Source organism: Streptomyces griseorubiginosus (genome assembly GCF_036345115.1).
GTDB lineage: Bacteria > Actinomycetota > Actinomycetes > Streptomycetales > Streptomycetaceae > Streptomyces > Streptomyces griseorubiginosus_C.
The window spans coordinates 6227694-6245105 of record NZ_CP107766.1; the positions used below are offsets into that span (position 1 = coordinate 6227694).

Genomic DNA, 17412 nt, shown 5'->3' on the forward strand with positions numbered 1-17412 from the left:
GATCAGTTTCCTTCTGGCGGACGCTTCGTACGCCGGTTCGGGTCGGTCCTCGTCCAGCGTGGGCGCACGCTTCCGTAACCGCGGTCGTGCAGCACCTGGTGGGCCCGGGTGCGCTTCTCCGCTTTCCGGCCGCCCGTGACGTCGTCGAAAAGCCGGAGCGCCTCCGCGACGGAGATGGCGAAGGCCTCGTCGCTCTCCCGGGGAGGTGTGTCCCGGGGCTTCACCAGCAGGCCGAGGACGACGGGCGGGTCCTGGCGGGTCTCCTCGATGGGGCTGCCCGCGTACGCCTCCGGGTCGCGCAGGACGCGCTCGCAGCGCAGCCGCAGGGCCGTCACCTTGAGGTGGGGCCCGTCGTGGTAGACGGCGTCGGGCTCGACGACGCTGCCCGTCAGGGGCTTGGGGTCGACGGAGACGGTCGCCCGCCAGGCCTGTCCCTGCTGCGCCTCGCCGTAGGCGGTCGTCGCCAACGGGCCCGTGGTGCCGTTCAGTTCGAGTCTGAGCAGGGCCAGGTCCGAGGGGGTGTTGCCCCAGACGATCTGCGCGGGGGTGCCGTCCCGCAGATGCAGCAGCGGCTTGGCCGAGAGGACGTCCTGTCCGAGGGCGTGCGCGGTGGTCAGCGCGAAGGGCCGGGCGATCCGCAGTCCGGACGCGATGCGTTTTCCCGCGAGGTATAACTCGATCAAATGCTCGTTCCGCGCCATGTCCGGCCCCCCGTCTGTTCCGCCGCGCGTTCCAGAAGTCTCACCCGGAACGAAGAACGTTAATCGTGGTCAGGTTTCCGCGACGCCTTCTTTCCGAGGAGACGGCCCCTCCGGTGCCTCCATGGTTTGCGCCGCGCCCCGTGCACGTCGGCCAGGAGCAGTTCGAGGAGTTCGCTGTCGGCCTTCTCCGCCTCCTCGACGCGTTTGGTGAACTTCTTCCACAGGCCGTCCGCCTGGCTGGGGAGCCGGACGGCGGGACCCTGCTCGTGCCACTCCTCCCAGGCCAGCAGCCACCGCTGCACGCCGTCGAACGACCTCTCGCAGGCCTCGCGCAGCCGCTCGGAACTGTAGAGCTCGATCCGGGCCGCCAGCGTGGCCGCGGAGTGCAGGGCCTCGCTGCGGACACCCTCCAGTTCCGGGAGCTCGTAGGACCGCCGGGTGTGGGCCCGCAGCTGCGCATAGGTGTGCACGGTGCTCATGAGGTCGTCGTACGTGGCCACCCTGCGGTCCCACAGCCGCCGTTCCCGCTCGCGCCTGGAGGTGGCGCGCTGGGTGAGCCAGGCGGCGCTGAGGGTGGCCGTCGCGCCCAGTGACGTACCGATGAGCGCGGCCTGCGCCGCCGGTGTGATGTGCACGCCGTCATGATGCGGTGACAAGCGGGCGGACGGAACGCCTCCGCCGCCGTGCTTCCGTGGGAACCGCGCTCACTCCGGCGAGTTCTGCGTCCCTTGCAGCAACTCCCGGAGCAGGTCAGCCAGTTGGGCGGCCCGGTCCTCGGTGAGGGTGGCGAGGGCCTGGGTCTGGACGGTCAGGCCCGCTTCGACCGCCTCGTCGATGACGGACAGGCCCTTGTCGGTCAGGGTGACCTGGAGGCCGCGGCGGTCGTGGGGGTCGGGGGAGCGCCGGAGCAGGGCGGCGCGTTCCAGTTTGTCGAGGCGGCCCGTCATGCCGCCCGTGGTGAGCATCAGAGTCGAGGAGAGCTGGCGGGGCGAGAGGGTGTACGGCTCGCCGGCCCGGCGGAGGGTGGCGAGGACGTCGAACTCGCCGCGCGAGATGCCGTAGGGGGCGTACGCCTGCTCCACGCGGTCGCCCATCGCGCGGCCGAGGCGGTAGATCCGCCCGAAGACCTCCATGGCCTTGGTGTCGAGGTCGGGCCGCACGGCCGCCCACTGGTCGATGATCGCGTCGACGGCGTCCTTGCGCTGTGCAGTCATGTGCCGAGTATCCGCGGGGTCTCGGTCGCCCGCAAGAAAGTGGCTTGCAGAAAAGTAGCTTAGGAGTAAGCTACTTTCCATCGAGCTAAGTCGGGTCTCGTGGCCGCTCTCACCCGGAAGGCACCAGCTCATGAACCGCGCCTCCACCGTCCTCCTCACCGCGCTCGCCCCCGTCTCCTGGGGCACCACCTACGCCGTCACCACCGAGTTCCTCCCGCCCGACCGGCCCCTGTTCACCGGGATGATGCGTGCCCTGCCCGCCGGTCTCGTGCTGCTCGCGCTCGCCCGGGTGCTGCCGCGCGGGGTGTGGTGGGGGAAGGCGGCGGTGCTCGGCGCGCTGAACATCGGGGCCTTCTTCCCGTTGCTGTTCCTGTCGGCATACCGGCTGCCGGGCGGGATGGCCGCGGTCGTCGGGTCGGTCGGGCCGCTGATCGTCGTCGGGCTGTCGGCGCTGCTGCTGGGGCAGCGGCCCACCACGCGGAGCGTGCTCACCGGTGTCGTCGCCGCGTTCGGGGTCAGCCTGGTCGTGCTCAAGGCGGCCGGCGCCCTCGACGCGGTCGGTGTCGCGGCGGCCTTCGCCTCCTCCGCCTCGATGTCCGCGGGCACCGTGCTGACCAAGCGCTGGGGCCGCCCCGACGGAGTGGGCCCGCTCGCCCTCACCGCGTGGCAGCTCACCGCGGGCGGCCTGCTCATCGCGCCGCTCGCCCTCCTCGTCGAGGGCGCCCCGCCCGCGCTCGACGGCCGCGCGGTCGGCGGCTACCTCTACCTCGCGCTGGCGAACACCGCCGTCGCCTACTGGCTCTGGTTCCGCGGCATCGGCCGCCTCACCGCCACCCAGGTCACCTTCCTCGGCCCCCTCTCCCCGCTGACCGCCGCGGTGCTCGGCTGGGCGGCGCTCGGCCAGTCCCTGACGCCGGTCCAACTGGCGGGCATGGCACTGGCGTTCGGGGCGACGGTGGCGGGACAGCTGGGGGTACGGACGGTGGCGGGACAGCCGGGGGTACGGCCGCCCGCCGCCGGCCGGTCGTTCGGGTCCCCCGGGAGGAGGGGGACGCCGGAGGCGCTGCGGGACATGTCGAGGGCGTTGTAACGTCACACCGGTCCCGCGTTACGCAACTCCCGGAGGCGCATGTGGCCGCAGAGGTCTGCCCGGTGTGCGACAAGCCGCTCGCCGCGCGAGCCGGTCGCACCGGACGCGGCTCCGTCTACTGTTCCGCCGCCTGCCGGCAGAAGGCGTACCGGGCACGGCGCCAACCCGAGGCCCTCACCGCGCAGGGGCTCATCGACGAGGTCGGGCGCCGGGCCGGGCAACTGGTCCCGCAGCCCCCCGAGGCCCTCTACGCCCACGTGACCGAACTGGCCTCCTCCGTCGCCCAGTTGAAGCGCGTCGCCCGCATGGCACGGGACACCGCCGCGGAGCCGCGTGATCCCCTCCCGCCCGCCACGGCCGCGGAGCCGAGCGGTTCCGTCACACCGGCCCCCGTGACGGAACTCGACGAGAGCGACTTCGCCGCCCTGGCCGAGCAGCACCGCCGTGAGATCCAGGTGCACTGCTACCGCATGACCGGGTCCTACGACGAGGCCGAGGACCTGGTGCAGGAGACGTTCCTGCGGGCCTGGCGGGCGCGGGACGGGTTCCAGGGGCGGGCGAGCGCGCGGACCTGGCTGTACCGGATCGCCACCAACGCCTGCCTGGATCTCCTACGACGCACCGCGCGCCGCCCGCAACGCTACGAACCGGTGCCGGGCATGCACCACGGCGACGGCGAACCGCCCGCCCGCATCACCTGGTTGCAGCCCTACCCGGACGAAGAACTGCCCGTGGAGGAGCGGGAGTTGCCGGAGGTGGCCGGTGAGTCCCGGGAGACCCTGGAGCTCGTCCTGCTGGCCGCGATCCAGCACCTGCCCGCCCGGCAGCGGGCCGTCCTCGTCCTGCGGGACGCCCTCGGACTGACCGCCGCCGAGACCGCCGAGGCCCTGGAGACGAGCGTGGCCTCGGTCAACAGCGCGTTGCAGCGGGCCAGGCCGGCCCTGCGCGCGCACCTGCCCGGGGACCGCGCCGACTGGCGGGCCGCCGAGCCCACCCAGCGGCAACAGGCCGTACTGGAGCGGTACATGGCCGCCGTGGAGCGGCTCGACCTCGACGCCATGACCTCGATGCTCACCGAGGACGTCGTCCTCACCATGCCGCCGAACCCCTTCTGGTTCACCGGCCGGGACGCGCTCGTCGACTTCGTGCGGGTCAGCCTCGATCCCGCCTCCCCGGCCTTCCTCGGCCACTGGCGCAGCCTGCCCACCCGCGCCAACGGACAGCTCGCCGTGGGCAATTACGTCCGCAGGCCCGGGACCAGCGTGTTCCGTGCGCAGGTCCTGGACGTCCTGCGGTTCGAGGCGGGCGGTGACCGCATCGCGGAGATCACCTCCTTCGAGCCGCATCTCTTCCCCGCGTTCGGGCTGCCGCTGCGGCTGTGACGCTCCGCCCCGGCGAGCGATGAGTGTCCGGGGATTCGTGCGTCGGTACGGATGTCACATACGAACCCCTTCCAAGGAGCTCACCATGCTGCTCACCGACAAGACCGCGATCGTCTACGGCGCCGGCGGATCCATCGGCGGGGCCGTCGCCCGCGCCTTCGCCGAGCAGGGTGCGAGGGTCCACCTCGTCGGCCGGACCCGGCAGACCCTGGAAGCGGTGGCCGCCGACATCAAGAACGCCGAGGTGGCCGTCGTGGACGCGCTGGACGAGGCGGCGGTCGAGGCGCACGCCGACTCGGTCGGCGACATCGACATCTCCGTCAACCTGGTCACCCGCGGCGACGTACAGGGCGCGCCGCTGACCGACATGGCCGTCGACGACTTCATGCGGCCGGTCACCGACGGCCTGCGCGCCAATTTCCTCACCGCCCGCGCCGCGGGACGCCGGATGGCCGCCCGGGGCAGCGGAGTCATCCTGGCCCTCAACAGCGGTTCCGCGCACGGCAGTCCGATGATGGGCGGCACCGGTCCCGCGGACGGCGCGATCGACACGCTCGTGCGCAACCTGGCGATCGAGCTGGGGCCGCGCGGGGTGCGGGCGGTCGGGCTGTGGGTGGCCGGGGTGCCGGAGACGTTCACCGTCGAGAAGCTCGCCGCGGTCAACCCGGCGATCGACGCGGCCGCCGTCCAGGGCATCGTCGACCACCTGGCCGGGATGCGCATGACCCGCCGCAACCCCACGCTCGCCGAAGTGGCCGCCACCGCGGTGTTCCTCGCCTCCGACCACGCGGGCGGGATCACCGGCACGTTCGTCAACGCGACGGGCGGGATGGTCTCCGTCTGAGCGTGCGCCCCCGCCACCAGGTACGCGACCGCAGGAGGAGGGGATCACATGCCCACCGAGACCGTGCTGCGCCCGCTGGACAAGAAAGGGACCTCTGGGGACAGTAATTCCCAGGGTGCTTGATCGGACCACCAGCGTTCGGAGGACCGGCGTGCGGACTTCGCTCTATCCGGCAGTCGACGAACTGGAGCGAAGGGCCCGCGCGCTGGTCCGCGCCGCCCCGGGCCTGCTCCGCCTGGAGAAGGTGGGACAGAGCCGGGCAGGCCGGCCGCTGTGGCTGCTGTCCGCCGGACACGCCGACCGGCACATCCTCGCGGTCGCCGGCGCGCACGCCAACGAACCGGTGGGCGGGGCCTCCGCACTGCGCCTCGCCGCCCTGTTCGCCGGCCGGCCCGAACTGCTCGAACGGCTCGGCTGCGCCTGGCACTTCCTGCTCTGTCTCGACCCCGACGGGGCCCACCTCGCGCACGGCTGGCAGCCGGAGGAGCCGGAGCCCTCGCTGACGGAGTGTCACCGCGGTTTCTACCGGCCCGCGTTCGCCCGCCAGCCGGAGTCCCTGCCGCTGCCTCCCGGGGAGCCGCTCCCGGAGTCGGCCACGCTCGTGCGGATCCTCGACGAGCTGCGGCCCCTCGCCCAGTTCACCCTGCACGGCATCGAGTTCGGCGGCGCCTTCGTGATGATGACGCGCACCGTGCCGGGCGTCGCGGACGCGTTCCGCCGGACGGCGGCGCGGCTGCGCATCCCCGTGGACCGGCACCCCGTCGACGGCCCCGACTGGCGGCTCGACCCGCCCGGCGTCCTGGTGCTGCCCGACGGCCACGGCGCGGGTGAGCGCGACCCGAGCGGCTTCGTCGCCGAGAGCACCTGGTTCCACCCGCGCCGCCACGGCACGGTGACCACCCTGATCGAGACCCCCGCCTGGGCGGTGCCCTCGGTGAGCGACGCGCGACCCGTGACCGACCCTGACCGTGCGGCCGCGCGGCTGGGAGAAGTGCTGCTGGGCCGGAGCCGGGAGCTGGCCGCCGTTCTCGGGACGCGGCTCGACGGGGCCGTACCGGAGGAACTGGCGCCGCTGCGGGATGCAGCGCGGGAGCTCCTCGGGGTGGCTCCGTCGATCGTGGACAGCTGGGCCGCGGAGGAACCCGGCCTGTTCCGCGGGTACTTCGCGACGCGGGGCATCTCCGCGCGTCGCATCCCGCTCCGGGTGGCGGCGATGGCGAGCCGCGCCCTGGCCCGCACCGACCCGCGGACCGTGGAGATCCTCGACGACCTGGTGCGCGAGTGGAGCCAGGAACTGGAGAAGACGTACGACCTGCGGTGGGTACCGGTGGCCGCGCAGACAGGGCTGCATGTGCGGACCATGCTCGACACGGCCCGGCTGCTGTGCGATCGGCGCTGAACACCGCTGACCGAGTGGAGGTGGGAGGCGGCTGACCGAAGCCACCGCCTCCCGCCGTCCCGGTCCCTACTGCTCCGCCTGCGCGTCCGCCGCCTGGGCCTTCAGCGCCCGCTCCACGCCCGCGCGGGACTCGGAGACGAGCCGGCGCAGGGCCGCGTTCGGCTCCGCCGAGGCCAGCCAGGCGTCCGTCTTGTCCAGGGTCTCCTGGGAGACCTGGAGCGAGGGGTAGAGGCCGACCGCGATCTGCTGGGCGATCTCGTGCGAGCGGGACTCCCAGATGTCCTTGACCACCTCGAAGTACTTGTCCGTGTACGGCGCGAGCAGCTCCCGCTGGTCGGTCTGCACGAACCCGCCGATCACGGCCTCCTGGACGGCGTTGGGCAGTTTGTCGGACTCGACGACCTGCGCCCAGGCCTCCGCCTTCGCCTCCTCGGTGGGCCGCGAGGCACGCGCGGTCGCCGCGTGGCGCTCACCGGCGGCGGTCTTGTCCCGCTCGTACTCGGCGGCGATCTCCGACTCGTCGTAGCGGCCCACCGAGGCCAGCCGCTGCACGAACGCCCAGCGCAGCTCGGTGTCGACGGCCAGGCCCTCGACGACCTGGGACCCGTCGAGCAGCCCCTCCAGGAGGTCCAGCTGCTCCGGCGTACGGGCGGTCGCCGCGAACGCCCGCGCCCACGCCAGCTGGTGGTCGCTGCCCGCGGCCGCCGACCGCAGATGCGCCAGCGTGGCGTCGGTCCAGCGGGTCAGCAGGGCCTCGCGGGCGGAGGGGGCGGCGTACAGCTCGATCGCCAGCTTCACCTGCCGGTGCAGCGACTGCACGACACCGATGTCGGACTCCTTACCGATACCGGAGAGGACCAGGGACAGGTAGTCGCGGGTCGCGAGCTCGGCGTCCCTCGTCATGTCCCACGCCGACGCCCAGCACAGCGCGCGCGGCAGCGAGGACTCGAAGTCGCCCAGGTGCTCGGTGACGAAGGCCAGCGACTGCTCGTCGAGGCGGACCTTGGCGTACGACAGGTCGTCGTCGTTGAGGAGCACGACCGCCGGACGGCGCTTGCCGACCAGCTGCGGTACGGCCGTCAGCTCGCCGTCCACGTCCAGCTCGATCCGCTCGTCGCGGACCAGCTTGCCGCTGTCGTCGTCGAGTTCGTACAGGCCGACCGCGATCCGGTGCGGACGCAGGGTCGGCTCGCCCTTCGCACCGGCCGGGAGCGCCGGAGCCTCCTGGCGGATGGCGAAGGAGGTGATGACACCCTCCGCGTCCGTCTCGATCTCCGGGCGCAGGACGTTGATGCCTGCCGTCTGGAGCCACTTCTGCGACCAGGTCCCGAGGTCACGCCCCGAGGTCTCCTCCAGCGCGCCCAGCAGGTCGGACAGCCGGGTGTTGCCGTACGCGTGGCGCTTGAAGTACGCCTGTACACCGCCGAAGAACTCGTCCATGCCGACGTAGGCGACGAGTTGCTTGAGGACGGAGGCGCCCTTGGCGTACGTGATGCCGTCGAAGTTGACCAGCACGTCGTCGAGGTCGCGGATCTCGGCCATGATCGGGTGCGTGGACGGCAGCTGGTCCTGGCGGTACGCCCACGTCTTCATCGAGTTGGCGAACGTGGTCCAGGAGTGCGGCCACCGGCTGTCAGGGGCGTACGCCTGGCAGGCGATGGAGGTGTAGGTGGCGAACGACTCGTTCAGCCACAGGTCGTTCCACCACTCCATGGTCACGAGGTCGCCGAACCACATGTGGGCCAGCTCGTGCAGGATGGTCTCGGCGCGCATCTCGTACGCGGCGTCGGTCACCTTGGACCGGAAGACGTACTGGTCGCGGATGGTGACCGCGCCGGCGTTCTCCATCGCGCCCGCGTTGAACTCCGGCACGAACAGCTGGTCGTACTTCTTGAACGGGTACGCGTAGTCGAACTTCTCCTGGAACCACTCGAAGCCCTGCCGGGTCACCTCGAAGATGGCGTCCGAGTCGAGGTGCTCGGCCAGCGAGGGACGGCAGTAGATGCCGAGCGGCACGGACTGGCCGTCCTTCTCGTACACGCTGTGCACGGAGTGGTACGGGCCGACGATCAGCGCGGTGATGTACGACGAGATGCGCGGGGTCGGCTCGAAGACCCAGACGTCGTCCTTCGGCTCCGGTGTCGGGGAGTTGGAGATGACCGTCCAGCCGGTCGGCGCCTTCACGGTGAACTGGAAGGTGGCCTTCAGGTCGGGCTGCTCGAAGGAGGCGAAGACCCGGCGGGCGTCCGGCACCTCGAACTGCGTGTACAGGTAGGCCTGCTGGTCGACCGGGTCGACGAAGCGGTGCAGGCCCTCACCGGTGTTGGTGTACGCCGCGTCGGCGACGACCCGCAGGATGTTGCGCCCCTCCAGGAGGCCGGGGAGGGCGATCCGGGAGTCCTGGAAGACCTCGGCGGGGTCGAGGGCGTCCCCGTTCAGGGTGACCTCGTGGACCGTGGGAGCCACGAGGTCGATGAAGGAATCGGCGCCGTTCTCGGCGACGTCGAAGCGCACCGTGGTCACGGACCGGTAGGTACCGCCCTCCTGCGCGCCGGAGAGGTCGAGATCGATCTCGTAGGACTCGACGCTGAGCAGCTTCGCCCGCTGCTGAGCCTCTTCGCGAGTCAGGTTTGTGCCAGGCACGCGGTCATCTCCTCGTTATGTGTGGGTTCGGCGGTTCGGTCATCCTTCCACGAACTGTCTCCGACGGTTCGAGGGAATACCCTGCGGTTTCGCTGGGGCTGGGAGGGTCGCGTCCGATTTCCGCCGGTCCTTCCCGGCCGGGAGCGCCAGCCTGGTCCCATGACGACCTACACCGCGCTCCCCATCGACTCGCAGGCACTCAAGGAACTCCGCGTGACCGACGACGCCGGCCACCCGATGTCCCCGGTCACGGACGAGGAGGGCGGGGCACCCCTGCGGTGCTGTCTGCGCCGCAGTGCGCCGGGCGAGCGGATCGCGCTCGTCTCCTACGCCCCGCTGCGGCGCTGGGCGGCCGGGACGGACGCGCGGCCCGGGGCGTACGACGAACAGGGCCCCGTCTTCATCCACGCCGAGGAGTGCGCGGGACCGGACCTCCAGGGCCACCCCTTCGCCGACGCGCACCGGACCGTGCGCCGCTACTCCGCCGACGGCCGCATCCTCGGCGGACGACTGGTCGACACCGTCACCGACGACGCCTTCCGCAACGCGTTCGACGACCCGTCCGTGGCGCTCGTCCACGTCCGGGCCGTCGAGTACGGCTGTTTCCTCTACGAGGTGCGCAGGCCCTCGGCCTAGCGCTTGAGGCCTGCGGCCACCGGCGCGCTTCCCGTACGAGGTGCGCGGGCCCCCGGCCGAGTCCTTGAGGTCGGCGGCCACCGGCTCCGCACATGTCCACGCCGACGAGTGCGCGGGGCCGGGCGGCGCGACGGGTGCCCCTCAGCGGGCGCCCACCGGAGGGCCCGCCGCTGGCTGCGCCGACGGCCACTTCCTCGACGAGGTGCGCAGGCCCCGGGCTAGCGCTTGAGCTCGGCCGCCACCAGCTCCGCGATCTGGACCGCGTTCAGGGCGGCTCCCTTGCGGAGGTTGTCGTTGGAGACGAACAGGGCGAGGCCGTTGTCGACCGTCTCGTCGCGGCGGATGCGGCCCACGAAGGAGGCGTCCTGGCCGGCGGCCTGCAGGGGGGTCGGGATGTCCGAGAGGGTCACGCCGGGGGCGCCCGCCAGGATCTCCGTCGCGCGCTCGGGGGAGATGGGGCGGGCGAAGCGGGCGTTGATCTGGAGGGAGTGGCCGGAGAAGACCGGGACGCGCACGCAGGTGCCGGAGACCTTCAGCTCGGGGAGCTCCAGGATCTTGCGGGACTCGTTGCGGAGCTTCTGCTCCTCGTCGGTCTCGTTCAGGCCGTCGTCGACGAGGTTGCCGGCGAACGGCAGGACGTTGAAGGCGATGGGCCGCTTGTAGACCTGCGGCTCGGGGAAGTCGACCGCGCTGCCGTCGTGGGTGAGCTTGTCCGCGTCGGCGACGACCTTCTGCACCTGGCCGTGCAGCTCGGCCACGCCCGCGAGGCCCGAGCCGGACACCGCCTGGTAGGTGGTGGCGATCAGCGTCTGGAGGCCCGCCTCCGCGTCCAGCACCTTCAGGACCGGCATCGCGGCCATCGTGGTGCAGTTCGGGTTGGCGATGATCCCCTTGGGGCGGTCCGCGATGGCGTGCGGGTTCACCTCGGAGACGACCAGCGGGACCTCGGGGTCCTTGCGCCAGGCGGAGGAGTTGTCGATCACGACCGCGCCCTGTGAGGCGACCTTCTCGGCCAGCGCCTTCGAGGTCGCGCCGCCCGCGGAGAACAGCACGATGTCCAGGCCGGTGTAGTCCGCCGTCGCCGCGTCCTCCACCGTCACGCCGTCCAGGACCGACCCCGCCGAGCGCGCCGAGGCGAAGAGGCGCAGCTCCGTGACCGGGAAGTTCCGCTCCTTGAGGATCCCGCGCATGACCGTGCCGACCTGACCGGTGGCTCCGACGATTCCGACCCTCACGGTGACTCCCTCTGCGTGTCCTGGATGTGTCTGCGGCTTTTCCATCATGCGGCCGACCCGGGTCAGCCTGTCCAATTCTTTGTCCTCCATGCCCGAGGGCTGGGACGCGGGCTCGCGATCACCGGTTGCGGAACTCGCGTCGCACCCCCGCTGAGCTGGAGAAATTCGCCCTCCTGCGGCTCCGCGCCGTAAGCCGTGCGGCGCGCCGCGCCCGGTGTGACGTACGCCTCGGAGAAATTCTCCCGGCTCCGAACGAACGTTTCCGGCGCCACCCGCGTCGTAGGAGAAACGCGGTGAGGGGAGGGTGTCTGTGCTGCGCGGAATCGTCCGCCGTGGCCAGGGGGAACAGCAAGGGGATCCCCTGGACGCGGCGCAGGAACGCCGGGTGCGAGCGGTGCTCGCGCTGGGCGGGGTGCCGCAGGCGGACCTGCCGGACGGGGTGCAGCAGGTCCGCCTGCGGTTGCTGGAGCGGGCGGCCAAGGGCTACGAGGCGCCGCGGGACGTGTCCGCGTGGGCCGCCGTCGTCGCCTCCAACCTCGCCATGGACTGGCACCGGGCGAAGAAGCGCCAGGAGCGGCTGGGGGAGCGGCTGGCCTCGCTCAGGCAGCACGAGCTCCCCTCCGGGGAGGACACCAGCGTGCTGTCCCTCTCCGTCGCGCAGGGCCTGGACGAGCTGCCCGACCAGCAGCGCCAGGTCCTCGTGCTGCGGTTCTTCGCCGACCTGCCGGTGCGCTCGATCGCCCAGGAGCTGGGCGTCCCGGAGGGCACGGTCAAGAGCCGCCTGCACACGGCGGTCCGGGCCCTTCGCGCCCGCCTGCACGAGGACGAGGTGGTGTGACATGAGCGCCGAGAACGAGACGTACGACAGCGACGCGCTCATGGCCGCGATCACCGGTGAGGAGCCGGCCGACGAGGCCCTCGCGGACGCCGCCTTTCTTGCCGGGTACCGGGCCGCCGAGGCCGACATCGCGCTGCTGAGGGAACAGCTCGGGATCCTCGGCGAGACGCTCGCCGAACCGCCGCCCGAGCCGAAACCCGTTCCCGCGCGGCTACGGCCTTCCCCGGCCCGCCGCCGCGTCCGCACCCTGGCCTTCGGCACCCTCGCCGTGGCCGCCGCCGCGAGTGTCGTCACGGGGCTCGGCTGGCTCCTCGGGCACAGCGGCAGGATGAACCAGGACGCGAGCTCCAGCGCCGACTCGGCCTCCAAGGCGGAGTCGGGGGTCCGCTTCGGCGGCCCGGCCTATCTGGCCTGCGCCACCACGGTCGCCGAGGGCGAGGTCACCGCCGTCGAGGAGCTGCCCGCCTCCGGACAGGTCCGGGTCACCGTGCGGGTGAGCCACTACTTCACGCCGACGCGGGGCGCGAAGGACCTCACCTATGTGGTCGACGAGTACGACCTGCCCGAACCCCTCACCAAGGGCACCGCGGTGCTGTTCGGTGTGAGCCAGGGCTCCCCGGTCCCCGACCACTGGGTCGTCGGCTCCCAGGCGATCGCCCGGGAGCGGGCCTGGATCACCGCCTCGCTGCCCGAGTCGCGCACGCTGCCCTGCTGAACCGGGGCACGGGAAAGGGCGGGCGCCCTCACGGACGCCCGCCCTTTTGATCGCCGTACGGAGAAGTGTTACGGCGTGACCTTCTCGATCTTCACGTTGCCGAGGCCGGCGACGGTGCCGCGCGCGTTGACGAGGCTGACCTGGCCGAAGAACTCACGGCCTTCCGGAGCGGGCGCCAGGGCGGTGACGCTGCCGGAGACGGTCGTCGAGGCACCCGTGGCGAGCTTGACCGGGGTGTCGGCGACGGTGACGGTGCCCAGGGCGCTGGAGAAGAACACGTCCTGGTAGTCGTACGCCGTGGAGCCGGCCGGGACCGAGTAGCCCACGACCTCGATGGTGTACGTACCGGCGGCGGGCGAGGCGACCGAGACGGCCTCCTCCGAGTCGCCGTCGGCGGACTGGCCGACCACGGCGCCGGCCGCGTCGTAGACCGTGAGGTCCAGGTCGGCGGAGACGTCGGAGACGTTGCCGATGGCGACGTCCAGCGACTTGGCGCCCGCGGGCACCTCGACCGTGGTGGTCTGGGTGGCGCCCTCGGCGATGGTCGGGCGGGCCGTCTTGGACGAGCCGAGCGGGCCGCCGGCCAGCTTGCCGTCGATCGCGGCGAGGGTGTTGGTCACCTTCCAGGAGGCGGTGGCCGGGGTGCCGACCTTGGCCTCGGGGACGGTCACGGTCTCCGGGTCGAAGACCGCGCCGTAGACGGCGACGTCGAGCTTGTACGGGTTGTCGAGCAGCGGCGAGGTGCGGCGCGACTCGACCTCGATCTCCCAGACACCGGCCTGCGGGTCGGCGTAGGAACGGGCGTCGGGCTTGCAGCCGTTGCCGTCGAGGTAGTTGTTGTAGCAGTACGGGGTGCCGGTGTTGTCGACCGGGACGCCGTAGGGGTGGATCGCGATGAACCGGGTCTGGCTCTTGTCCTTCAGCCCGCCGATCGCGACCTCCAGCGACTTGGCGCCCGCGGGCACGGTCACGAAGTACGACTGGGTGCTGTTGCGCTGCACGGTGTTCGACGCGGACCAGGTGTACTTCACCGGCGCCGAGACCACGACCGTGTTCAGGATCTGCTGGTCGACGCCCTCGGTCCTCGGGTCGTCGACGACTAGGATCGCGCTCTTGAGGCCCGCGGACCTCGGCTGGGCCTGGACCTTGACGGTCACCGGCTGGTTCAGCGGGAGCTTGATGTCGTCCTTGCCGAGGATCCGGAAGGTGTCACCGGCGTTGTTCTCGAAGTACAGCTCGTGGCGGAGCGCCTTGTCCGCGCCGGACGTACGGGTGACGGTGACGTCGTACGTCTTCTTCTGGCCGGCCTTCAGACCGCCCTCGCGGTCGTAGATGCCGGTGCCGTAGCCCGGGGTCTTCAGGAGCTGGTCGATCGCGGTGTCGACCGGGGCCTTGACGGTGTAGTCGTGGGCGGTGGCGCCGTCCTTGATGGAGTCCCACGCGTCCACGATGTCGATGAGGCCCGCGCCCTCCTCGTACGCCTGCACACCCTTGATGTGGTCGGCGGTCGAGGTCAGGGCGGTGCGCAGGGTGGCCGGGGTCAGCGCGATGTGCTTCTGCTTGGCGGCCGAGATGAGCAGCGCGGAGGCGCCGGTGGCCTGCGGGGAGGCCATCGAGGTGCCCTGGAGCATGGAGTAGCCGGCCGGCAGCGTGTAGCCCGACTCGGCGACCGGGGAGCCCGGCAGCCAGGTCTGGGTGGTGTTGATCGCGGCACCGGGGGCCGACAGCGTCGGCGTGAAGCCGCCGTCCTCACGCGGACCGCGCGAGGAGAACGGCATCATGGCGTACTTCTTCTCCACGGCCGAGCCGTAGTTGGCGGCCCAGGTCTCCTTGGAGATGGTCGCGCCGACCGAGATGACCTTGTCGGCCAGGCCCGGGTCGCCGATGGTGTTCGCGCCGGGGCCGGAGTTGCCCGCGGAGATCACCAGCTGGACGCCGTAGGTGTCGATGAGGCGCGTGTAGAGCTCGGCGCGCGCGTTGTTGCCGTCGTTCAGCGCCGGCAGGCCGCCGATCGACATGTTGACGATGTCGACGCCGCGGTTGACGACGAGGTCGATCATGCCCTCGGTCAGCGCCACGTTGGTGCAGCCGCCGGTCCAGGTGCAGGCACGGGAGGAGACGAGCTTCGCGCCCGGGGCCGCGCCGTTCATCTTGCCGCCGAACAGGCCGTTGGCGGCGGTGATGCCGGCCACGTGGGTGCCGTGCTCGGACTCGATGACGCCGATGTTGACGAAGTCGCGCTTCTGGCCGACCCAGTCACCGCCGTAGGGGTCCATCGGGACGTCCTTGCGGATCTCCACGACGAACGGCTGGCGCTCCACCACGTCGGTGGACGGGTCGTCGGTGCCGAAGTACCCGATCTGGAAGCCGTTCTTGTACGGCTTCATCGGGGTGTCGTCACCGAAGTCGTGGTTGTTGTTCAGGTCGACGCGGACCGTGCCGGCGGCGGCGTCGTAGAGCACGCCCCAGCTGTCGGTGGTGTCCCCGTCGCGGTTCGCGTCGCCCTTGGCGTCGCCGCCCGCGGTCACGGACTCGCGGAACAGGTTGACCTGGTACGACCCGGCGGGCGCCGTCCAGGTCTGGCCGCCGTAGCTGAAGCTGGGGCCGGAGACCGAGGTGGTCATCGCGCGCCAGGTGCCGTCGCTGTCGGTGATCGGGTCGGTCGCCGTCACCCAGTCGACGATCTTCCGCTCACCGGTGGTGGTCTTCTGGAGCGCCGGGTGGCCGAGGTCGACACCCGAGTCCAGGATGCCGATGGTGACTCCGCGGCCGTCCGCCTTCGGGTGGTCCTCGACGAAGTCGACGGCGCCCGTCTCGAAGGACGGGTTGTACGGGTTCGTGGCGGGGGTCTTCCTGCCCGGCGCCGGGTAGGCCTTGGTGCCCTTGCTCGCGGCGCCCCTGGCGGTGTCGGCGCTCGGCGTCGGGTCGTCCAGCGGGATGTCCTGCTTGACGTCGATGCCGTGCACGGAGGAGAGCTTCGCGGCGGCGGCGATGGCCGAGTCGGCCCTGCCGGTGGGGACGGTGGCGCGGACGTAGCCGAGCTTGTCGTAGGTCTGGCCCACCGAGCCGCCCTTGACCGCGTCCAGCTGGTCGGCGACCTGCTCGGTCTTCCCCGGGGCGGTGGCCACCATGAGCGTGATGTTCTTGTCGCCGGCGGCCTTGGCCTCGGCGAGCGCGTCGGCGTCGTCCGAACCGAGCTTCTGGTCGGCGGACTTGAGGCCCGGGTCCGACGCCGCGGGGGTGGTGCCCGCGTCTGCAGAGAAGGCCATGGGTATCGGCCCCGCCGCGGACAGCGCGGCGACCAGTCCGGCGGCCGCTGCTATGCGCGCCACACGTCTCGCGCCCGATATCGGGGCGCGCTGGGGGGTGAGGGTCATCGGCATCCCTTGTAGGTAAAGGAACGAGCGGGTGTGTGACCGGGACCGATCGGTCCTGGCCACGGTGATCCGGAAGAAGACCCCGGATGACCGCCCAGCTTTACGCATGGGAAGGATGTTTAGGGAGAGTTGACCGAATCGATATGGGTGTATGGGGAAAACCCGCGATGCCCTTTGGGACATCGGTGAAGGTGCGTGAGGAAGCGGTCAATTCGCCCCGATGGCCTTCACGCTTCCTTGGTGCGCGCGTAATGCCGGGACGCCTTCGCGCGGTTGCCGCAGGTCGCCATGGAGCACCAGCGCCGGGTGCCGTTCCTCGACGTGTCGAAGAAGTGCAGCACGCACGACTCGTGGGCGCATGAGCGGATCCGGTCGGGCGCGGTGTCGAGCAGTTCCAGGTAGTTGCGGGCGGCGAGCCAGGCGGGGCCCCAGGCGGGGTCGCTCAACTCGGGCAGTTCGACGGGCCCTTGAGGGGTCAGCGAGAGGCGGACCCGGCCGTGTCCGAGCACGGCGTCGACCAGCGGCGCCCCCTCCTGCGGCGACCCGTCCACCGCGGCCCGCACGGCCTCCCGGGCCTGCCGCACGTTCCGCAGCATCCGGCTGTCGGGGGCGTGCGAGCCGCTCAGCCCGGTCGAGTCGAGCCACACCGCGAGACCGCCGACGTCGGCGAGCAGGTCCTGGAGGGTCCCGTCGCTCATCCACTGCGTGTTGAGCAGGTCCAGCGCGAGCGGTTCGCCGGTGAGCGGGCGGGGGTCGCGGGTGGCGGGCATGGGGGGCTCCCTTTCGTTCTAACCGGTCAAGTGTACGTGACTGGTTGCGCATGGCTCTTCTAACCTTTAAAGTCACCTACAAGGGTTAATCAAGTTGAAGGGGACAGCCGTGACCTTGCGCACCGGCCACATCGGCCTGAACGTCACCGACCTCGACCGTTCGCTCGCCTTCTACCGGGACGTCCTCGGCTTCTCGCTGCTCGCCGAGGGCAAGGAGGAGGACGGACCCGCAGGCGGCCGCCGCTACGCCTTCCTCGGCGACGGCGAGCGGCTCGCCCTCACCCTCTGGCAGCAGGCCGGGCAGCCGTACGGCCCCGACCGCGCCGGCCTGCACCACCTGGCCCTGGAGGCGGACTCCATCGAGCGGGTCAGGGAGTACGAGGAGGCGCTGCGGGCCTACGGCGCCGACTTCGCCCACGACGGCGTGGTCGCCCACCGCGAGGGCGCCGGGTCGGGCGGCATCTTCTTCCACGACCCCGACGGCACCCGCCTGGAGATCTCCGTGCCGAGCGGCGCCGAAGGCGCACCCGCACCTTCTGGTGCGGCTCCGACCTGCGGGTTCTTCTAG

15 protein-coding genes are annotated in these 17412 nt (G+C 71.5%); 8 read left to right on the forward strand and 7 right to left on the reverse strand.

The features are described from left to right. Positions 1-2: 2 nt before the first annotated feature. From OHN19_RS28230 to OHN19_RS28240, 3 genes are all read right to left on the reverse strand, one after another. Positions 3-701 carry a hypothetical protein gene (locus tag OHN19_RS28230; RefSeq protein WP_330266890.1) on the reverse strand — a complete coding sequence of 233 codons (699 nt, stop codon included), beginning with the start codon at positions 699-701 and terminating at the stop codon, positions 3-5. 59 nt (positions 702-760) lie between these two features. Further along, on the reverse strand, positions 761-1336 hold the full coding sequence (locus tag OHN19_RS28235) for a hypothetical protein (RefSeq protein ID WP_330266891.1): 576 nt from the start codon (positions 1334-1336) through the stop codon (positions 761-763). A gap of 69 nt (positions 1337-1405) precedes the next feature. After that, positions 1406-1915 (reverse strand): MarR family transcriptional regulator, encoded by a 510-nt coding sequence (locus OHN19_RS28240; RefSeq protein WP_330266892.1) that lies wholly within the window; start codon positions 1913-1915, stop codon positions 1406-1408. A gap of 130 nt (positions 1916-2045) precedes the next feature. On the opposite strand from OHN19_RS28240, the gene OHN19_RS28245 reads away from it, so the two are divergent. The 4 genes from OHN19_RS28245 (at position 2046) to OHN19_RS28260 (ending at position 6630) form a co-directional block, all read left to right on the forward strand. Then, entirely contained in the window at positions 2046-3005 is a 960-nt protein-coding gene (locus OHN19_RS28245) for an EamA family transporter (protein WP_330266893.1), read from the forward strand. Positions 3006-3046: 41 nt separating this feature from the next. Beyond that, on the forward strand, positions 3047-4387 hold the full coding sequence (locus tag OHN19_RS28250; RefSeq protein WP_330266894.1) for a sigma-70 family RNA polymerase sigma factor: 1341 nt from the start codon (positions 3047-3049) through the stop codon (positions 4385-4387). An 85-nt stretch (positions 4388-4472) separates the two neighbouring features. After that, complete coding sequence (locus OHN19_RS28255) at positions 4473-5231, forward strand: SDR family NAD(P)-dependent oxidoreductase (protein WP_330266895.1); 759 nt, start codon at positions 4473-4475, stop codon at positions 5229-5231. 151 nt (positions 5232-5382) lie between these two features. Next, positions 5383-6630, forward strand: a complete 1248-nt coding sequence (locus OHN19_RS28260; RefSeq protein ID WP_330266896.1) for a M14 family zinc carboxypeptidase — start codon at positions 5383-5385, stop codon at positions 6628-6630. Positions 6631-6696: 66 nt separating this feature from the next. Here OHN19_RS28260 and pepN read toward each other — a convergent pair whose 3' ends face one another. Next, positions 6697-9273 carry an aminopeptidase N gene (pepN, locus tag OHN19_RS28265; RefSeq protein ID WP_330266897.1) on the reverse strand — a complete coding sequence of 859 codons (2577 nt, stop codon included), beginning with the start codon at positions 9271-9273 and terminating at the stop codon, positions 6697-6699. Positions 9274-9432: 159 nt separating this feature from the next. Here pepN and OHN19_RS28270 point away from each other — a divergent pair, with 159 nt between their 5' ends. Then, the gene (locus OHN19_RS28270) at positions 9433-9909 is read left to right on the forward strand and encodes a DUF1203 domain-containing protein (RefSeq protein WP_330266898.1); all 477 of its coding nucleotides are present in this window, start codon (positions 9433-9435) and stop codon (positions 9907-9909) included. 218 nt (positions 9910-10127) lie between these two features. Here OHN19_RS28270 and OHN19_RS28275 read toward each other — a convergent pair whose 3' ends face one another. After that, positions 10128-11144: an aspartate-semialdehyde dehydrogenase gene (locus tag OHN19_RS28275; RefSeq protein ID WP_330266899.1), complete on the reverse strand. Its 1017-nt coding sequence runs from the start codon at positions 11142-11144 to the stop codon at positions 10128-10130. 304 nt (positions 11145-11448) lie between these two features. Between OHN19_RS28275 and OHN19_RS28280 the strand changes: the two genes are divergently transcribed. Together OHN19_RS28280 and OHN19_RS28285 are read left to right on the forward strand one after the other, a co-directional pair. Continuing rightward, positions 11449-11982 carry a sigma-70 family RNA polymerase sigma factor gene (locus tag OHN19_RS28280; RefSeq protein WP_330266900.1) on the forward strand — a complete coding sequence of 178 codons (534 nt, stop codon included), beginning with the start codon at positions 11449-11451 and terminating at the stop codon, positions 11980-11982. Position 11983: 1 nt separating this feature from the next. Then, a complete protein-coding gene (locus OHN19_RS28285; RefSeq protein WP_330266901.1) occupies positions 11984-12697 on the forward strand; it encodes a hypothetical protein in 714 nt (237 codons plus the stop codon). Positions 12698-12765: 68 nt separating this feature from the next. Here the strand turns inward: OHN19_RS28285 and OHN19_RS28290 are convergent, their stop codons facing one another. Both OHN19_RS28290 and OHN19_RS28295 read right to left on the reverse strand, forming a co-directional pair. Continuing rightward, complete coding sequence (locus tag OHN19_RS28290) at positions 12766-16074, reverse strand: S8 family serine peptidase (protein ID WP_330266902.1); 3309 nt, start codon at positions 16072-16074, stop codon at positions 12766-12768. 227 nt (positions 16075-16301) lie between these two features. After that, on the reverse strand, positions 16302-16844 hold the full coding sequence (locus OHN19_RS28295) for a CGNR zinc finger domain-containing protein (RefSeq protein ID WP_330266903.1): 543 nt from the start codon (positions 16842-16844) through the stop codon (positions 16302-16304). A gap of 109 nt (positions 16845-16953) precedes the next feature. On the opposite strand from OHN19_RS28295, the gene OHN19_RS28300 reads away from it, so the two are divergent. After that, a complete protein-coding gene (locus OHN19_RS28300) occupies positions 16954-17412 on the forward strand; it encodes a VOC family protein (RefSeq protein ID WP_330266904.1) in 459 nt (152 codons plus the stop codon).

What these genes read in the sequence shown, in the direction of transcription:
- OHN19_RS28285 (WP_330266901.1), top strand. Translation starts at nt 11,984, where the DNA reads ATGAGCGCCGAGAACGAGACGTACGACAGCGACGCGCTCATGGCCGCG.
- OHN19_RS28255 (WP_330266895.1), top strand. Translation starts at nt 4,473, where the DNA reads ATGCTGCTCACCGACAAGACCGCGATCGTCTACGGCGCCGGCGGATCC.
- OHN19_RS28230 (WP_330266890.1), bottom strand. Translation starts at nt 701, where the DNA reads ATGGCGCGGAACGAGCATTTGATCGAGTTATACCTCGCGGGAAAACGC.
- OHN19_RS28240 (WP_330266892.1), bottom strand. Translation starts at nt 1,915, where the DNA reads ATGACTGCACAGCGCAAGGACGCCGTCGACGCGATCATCGACCAGTGG.
- OHN19_RS28270 (WP_330266898.1), top strand. Translation starts at nt 9,433, where the DNA reads ATGACGACCTACACCGCGCTCCCCATCGACTCGCAGGCACTCAAGGAA.
- OHN19_RS28245 (WP_330266893.1), top strand. Translation starts at nt 2,046, where the DNA reads ATGAACCGCGCCTCCACCGTCCTCCTCACCGCGCTCGCCCCCGTCTCC.
- OHN19_RS28295 (WP_330266903.1), bottom strand. Translation starts at nt 16,844, where the DNA reads ATGCCCGCCACCCGCGACCCCCGCCCGCTCACCGGCGAACCGCTCGCG.
- OHN19_RS28290 (WP_330266902.1), bottom strand. Translation starts at nt 16,074, where the DNA reads ATGACCCTCACCCCCCAGCGCGCCCCGATATCGGGCGCGAGACGTGTG.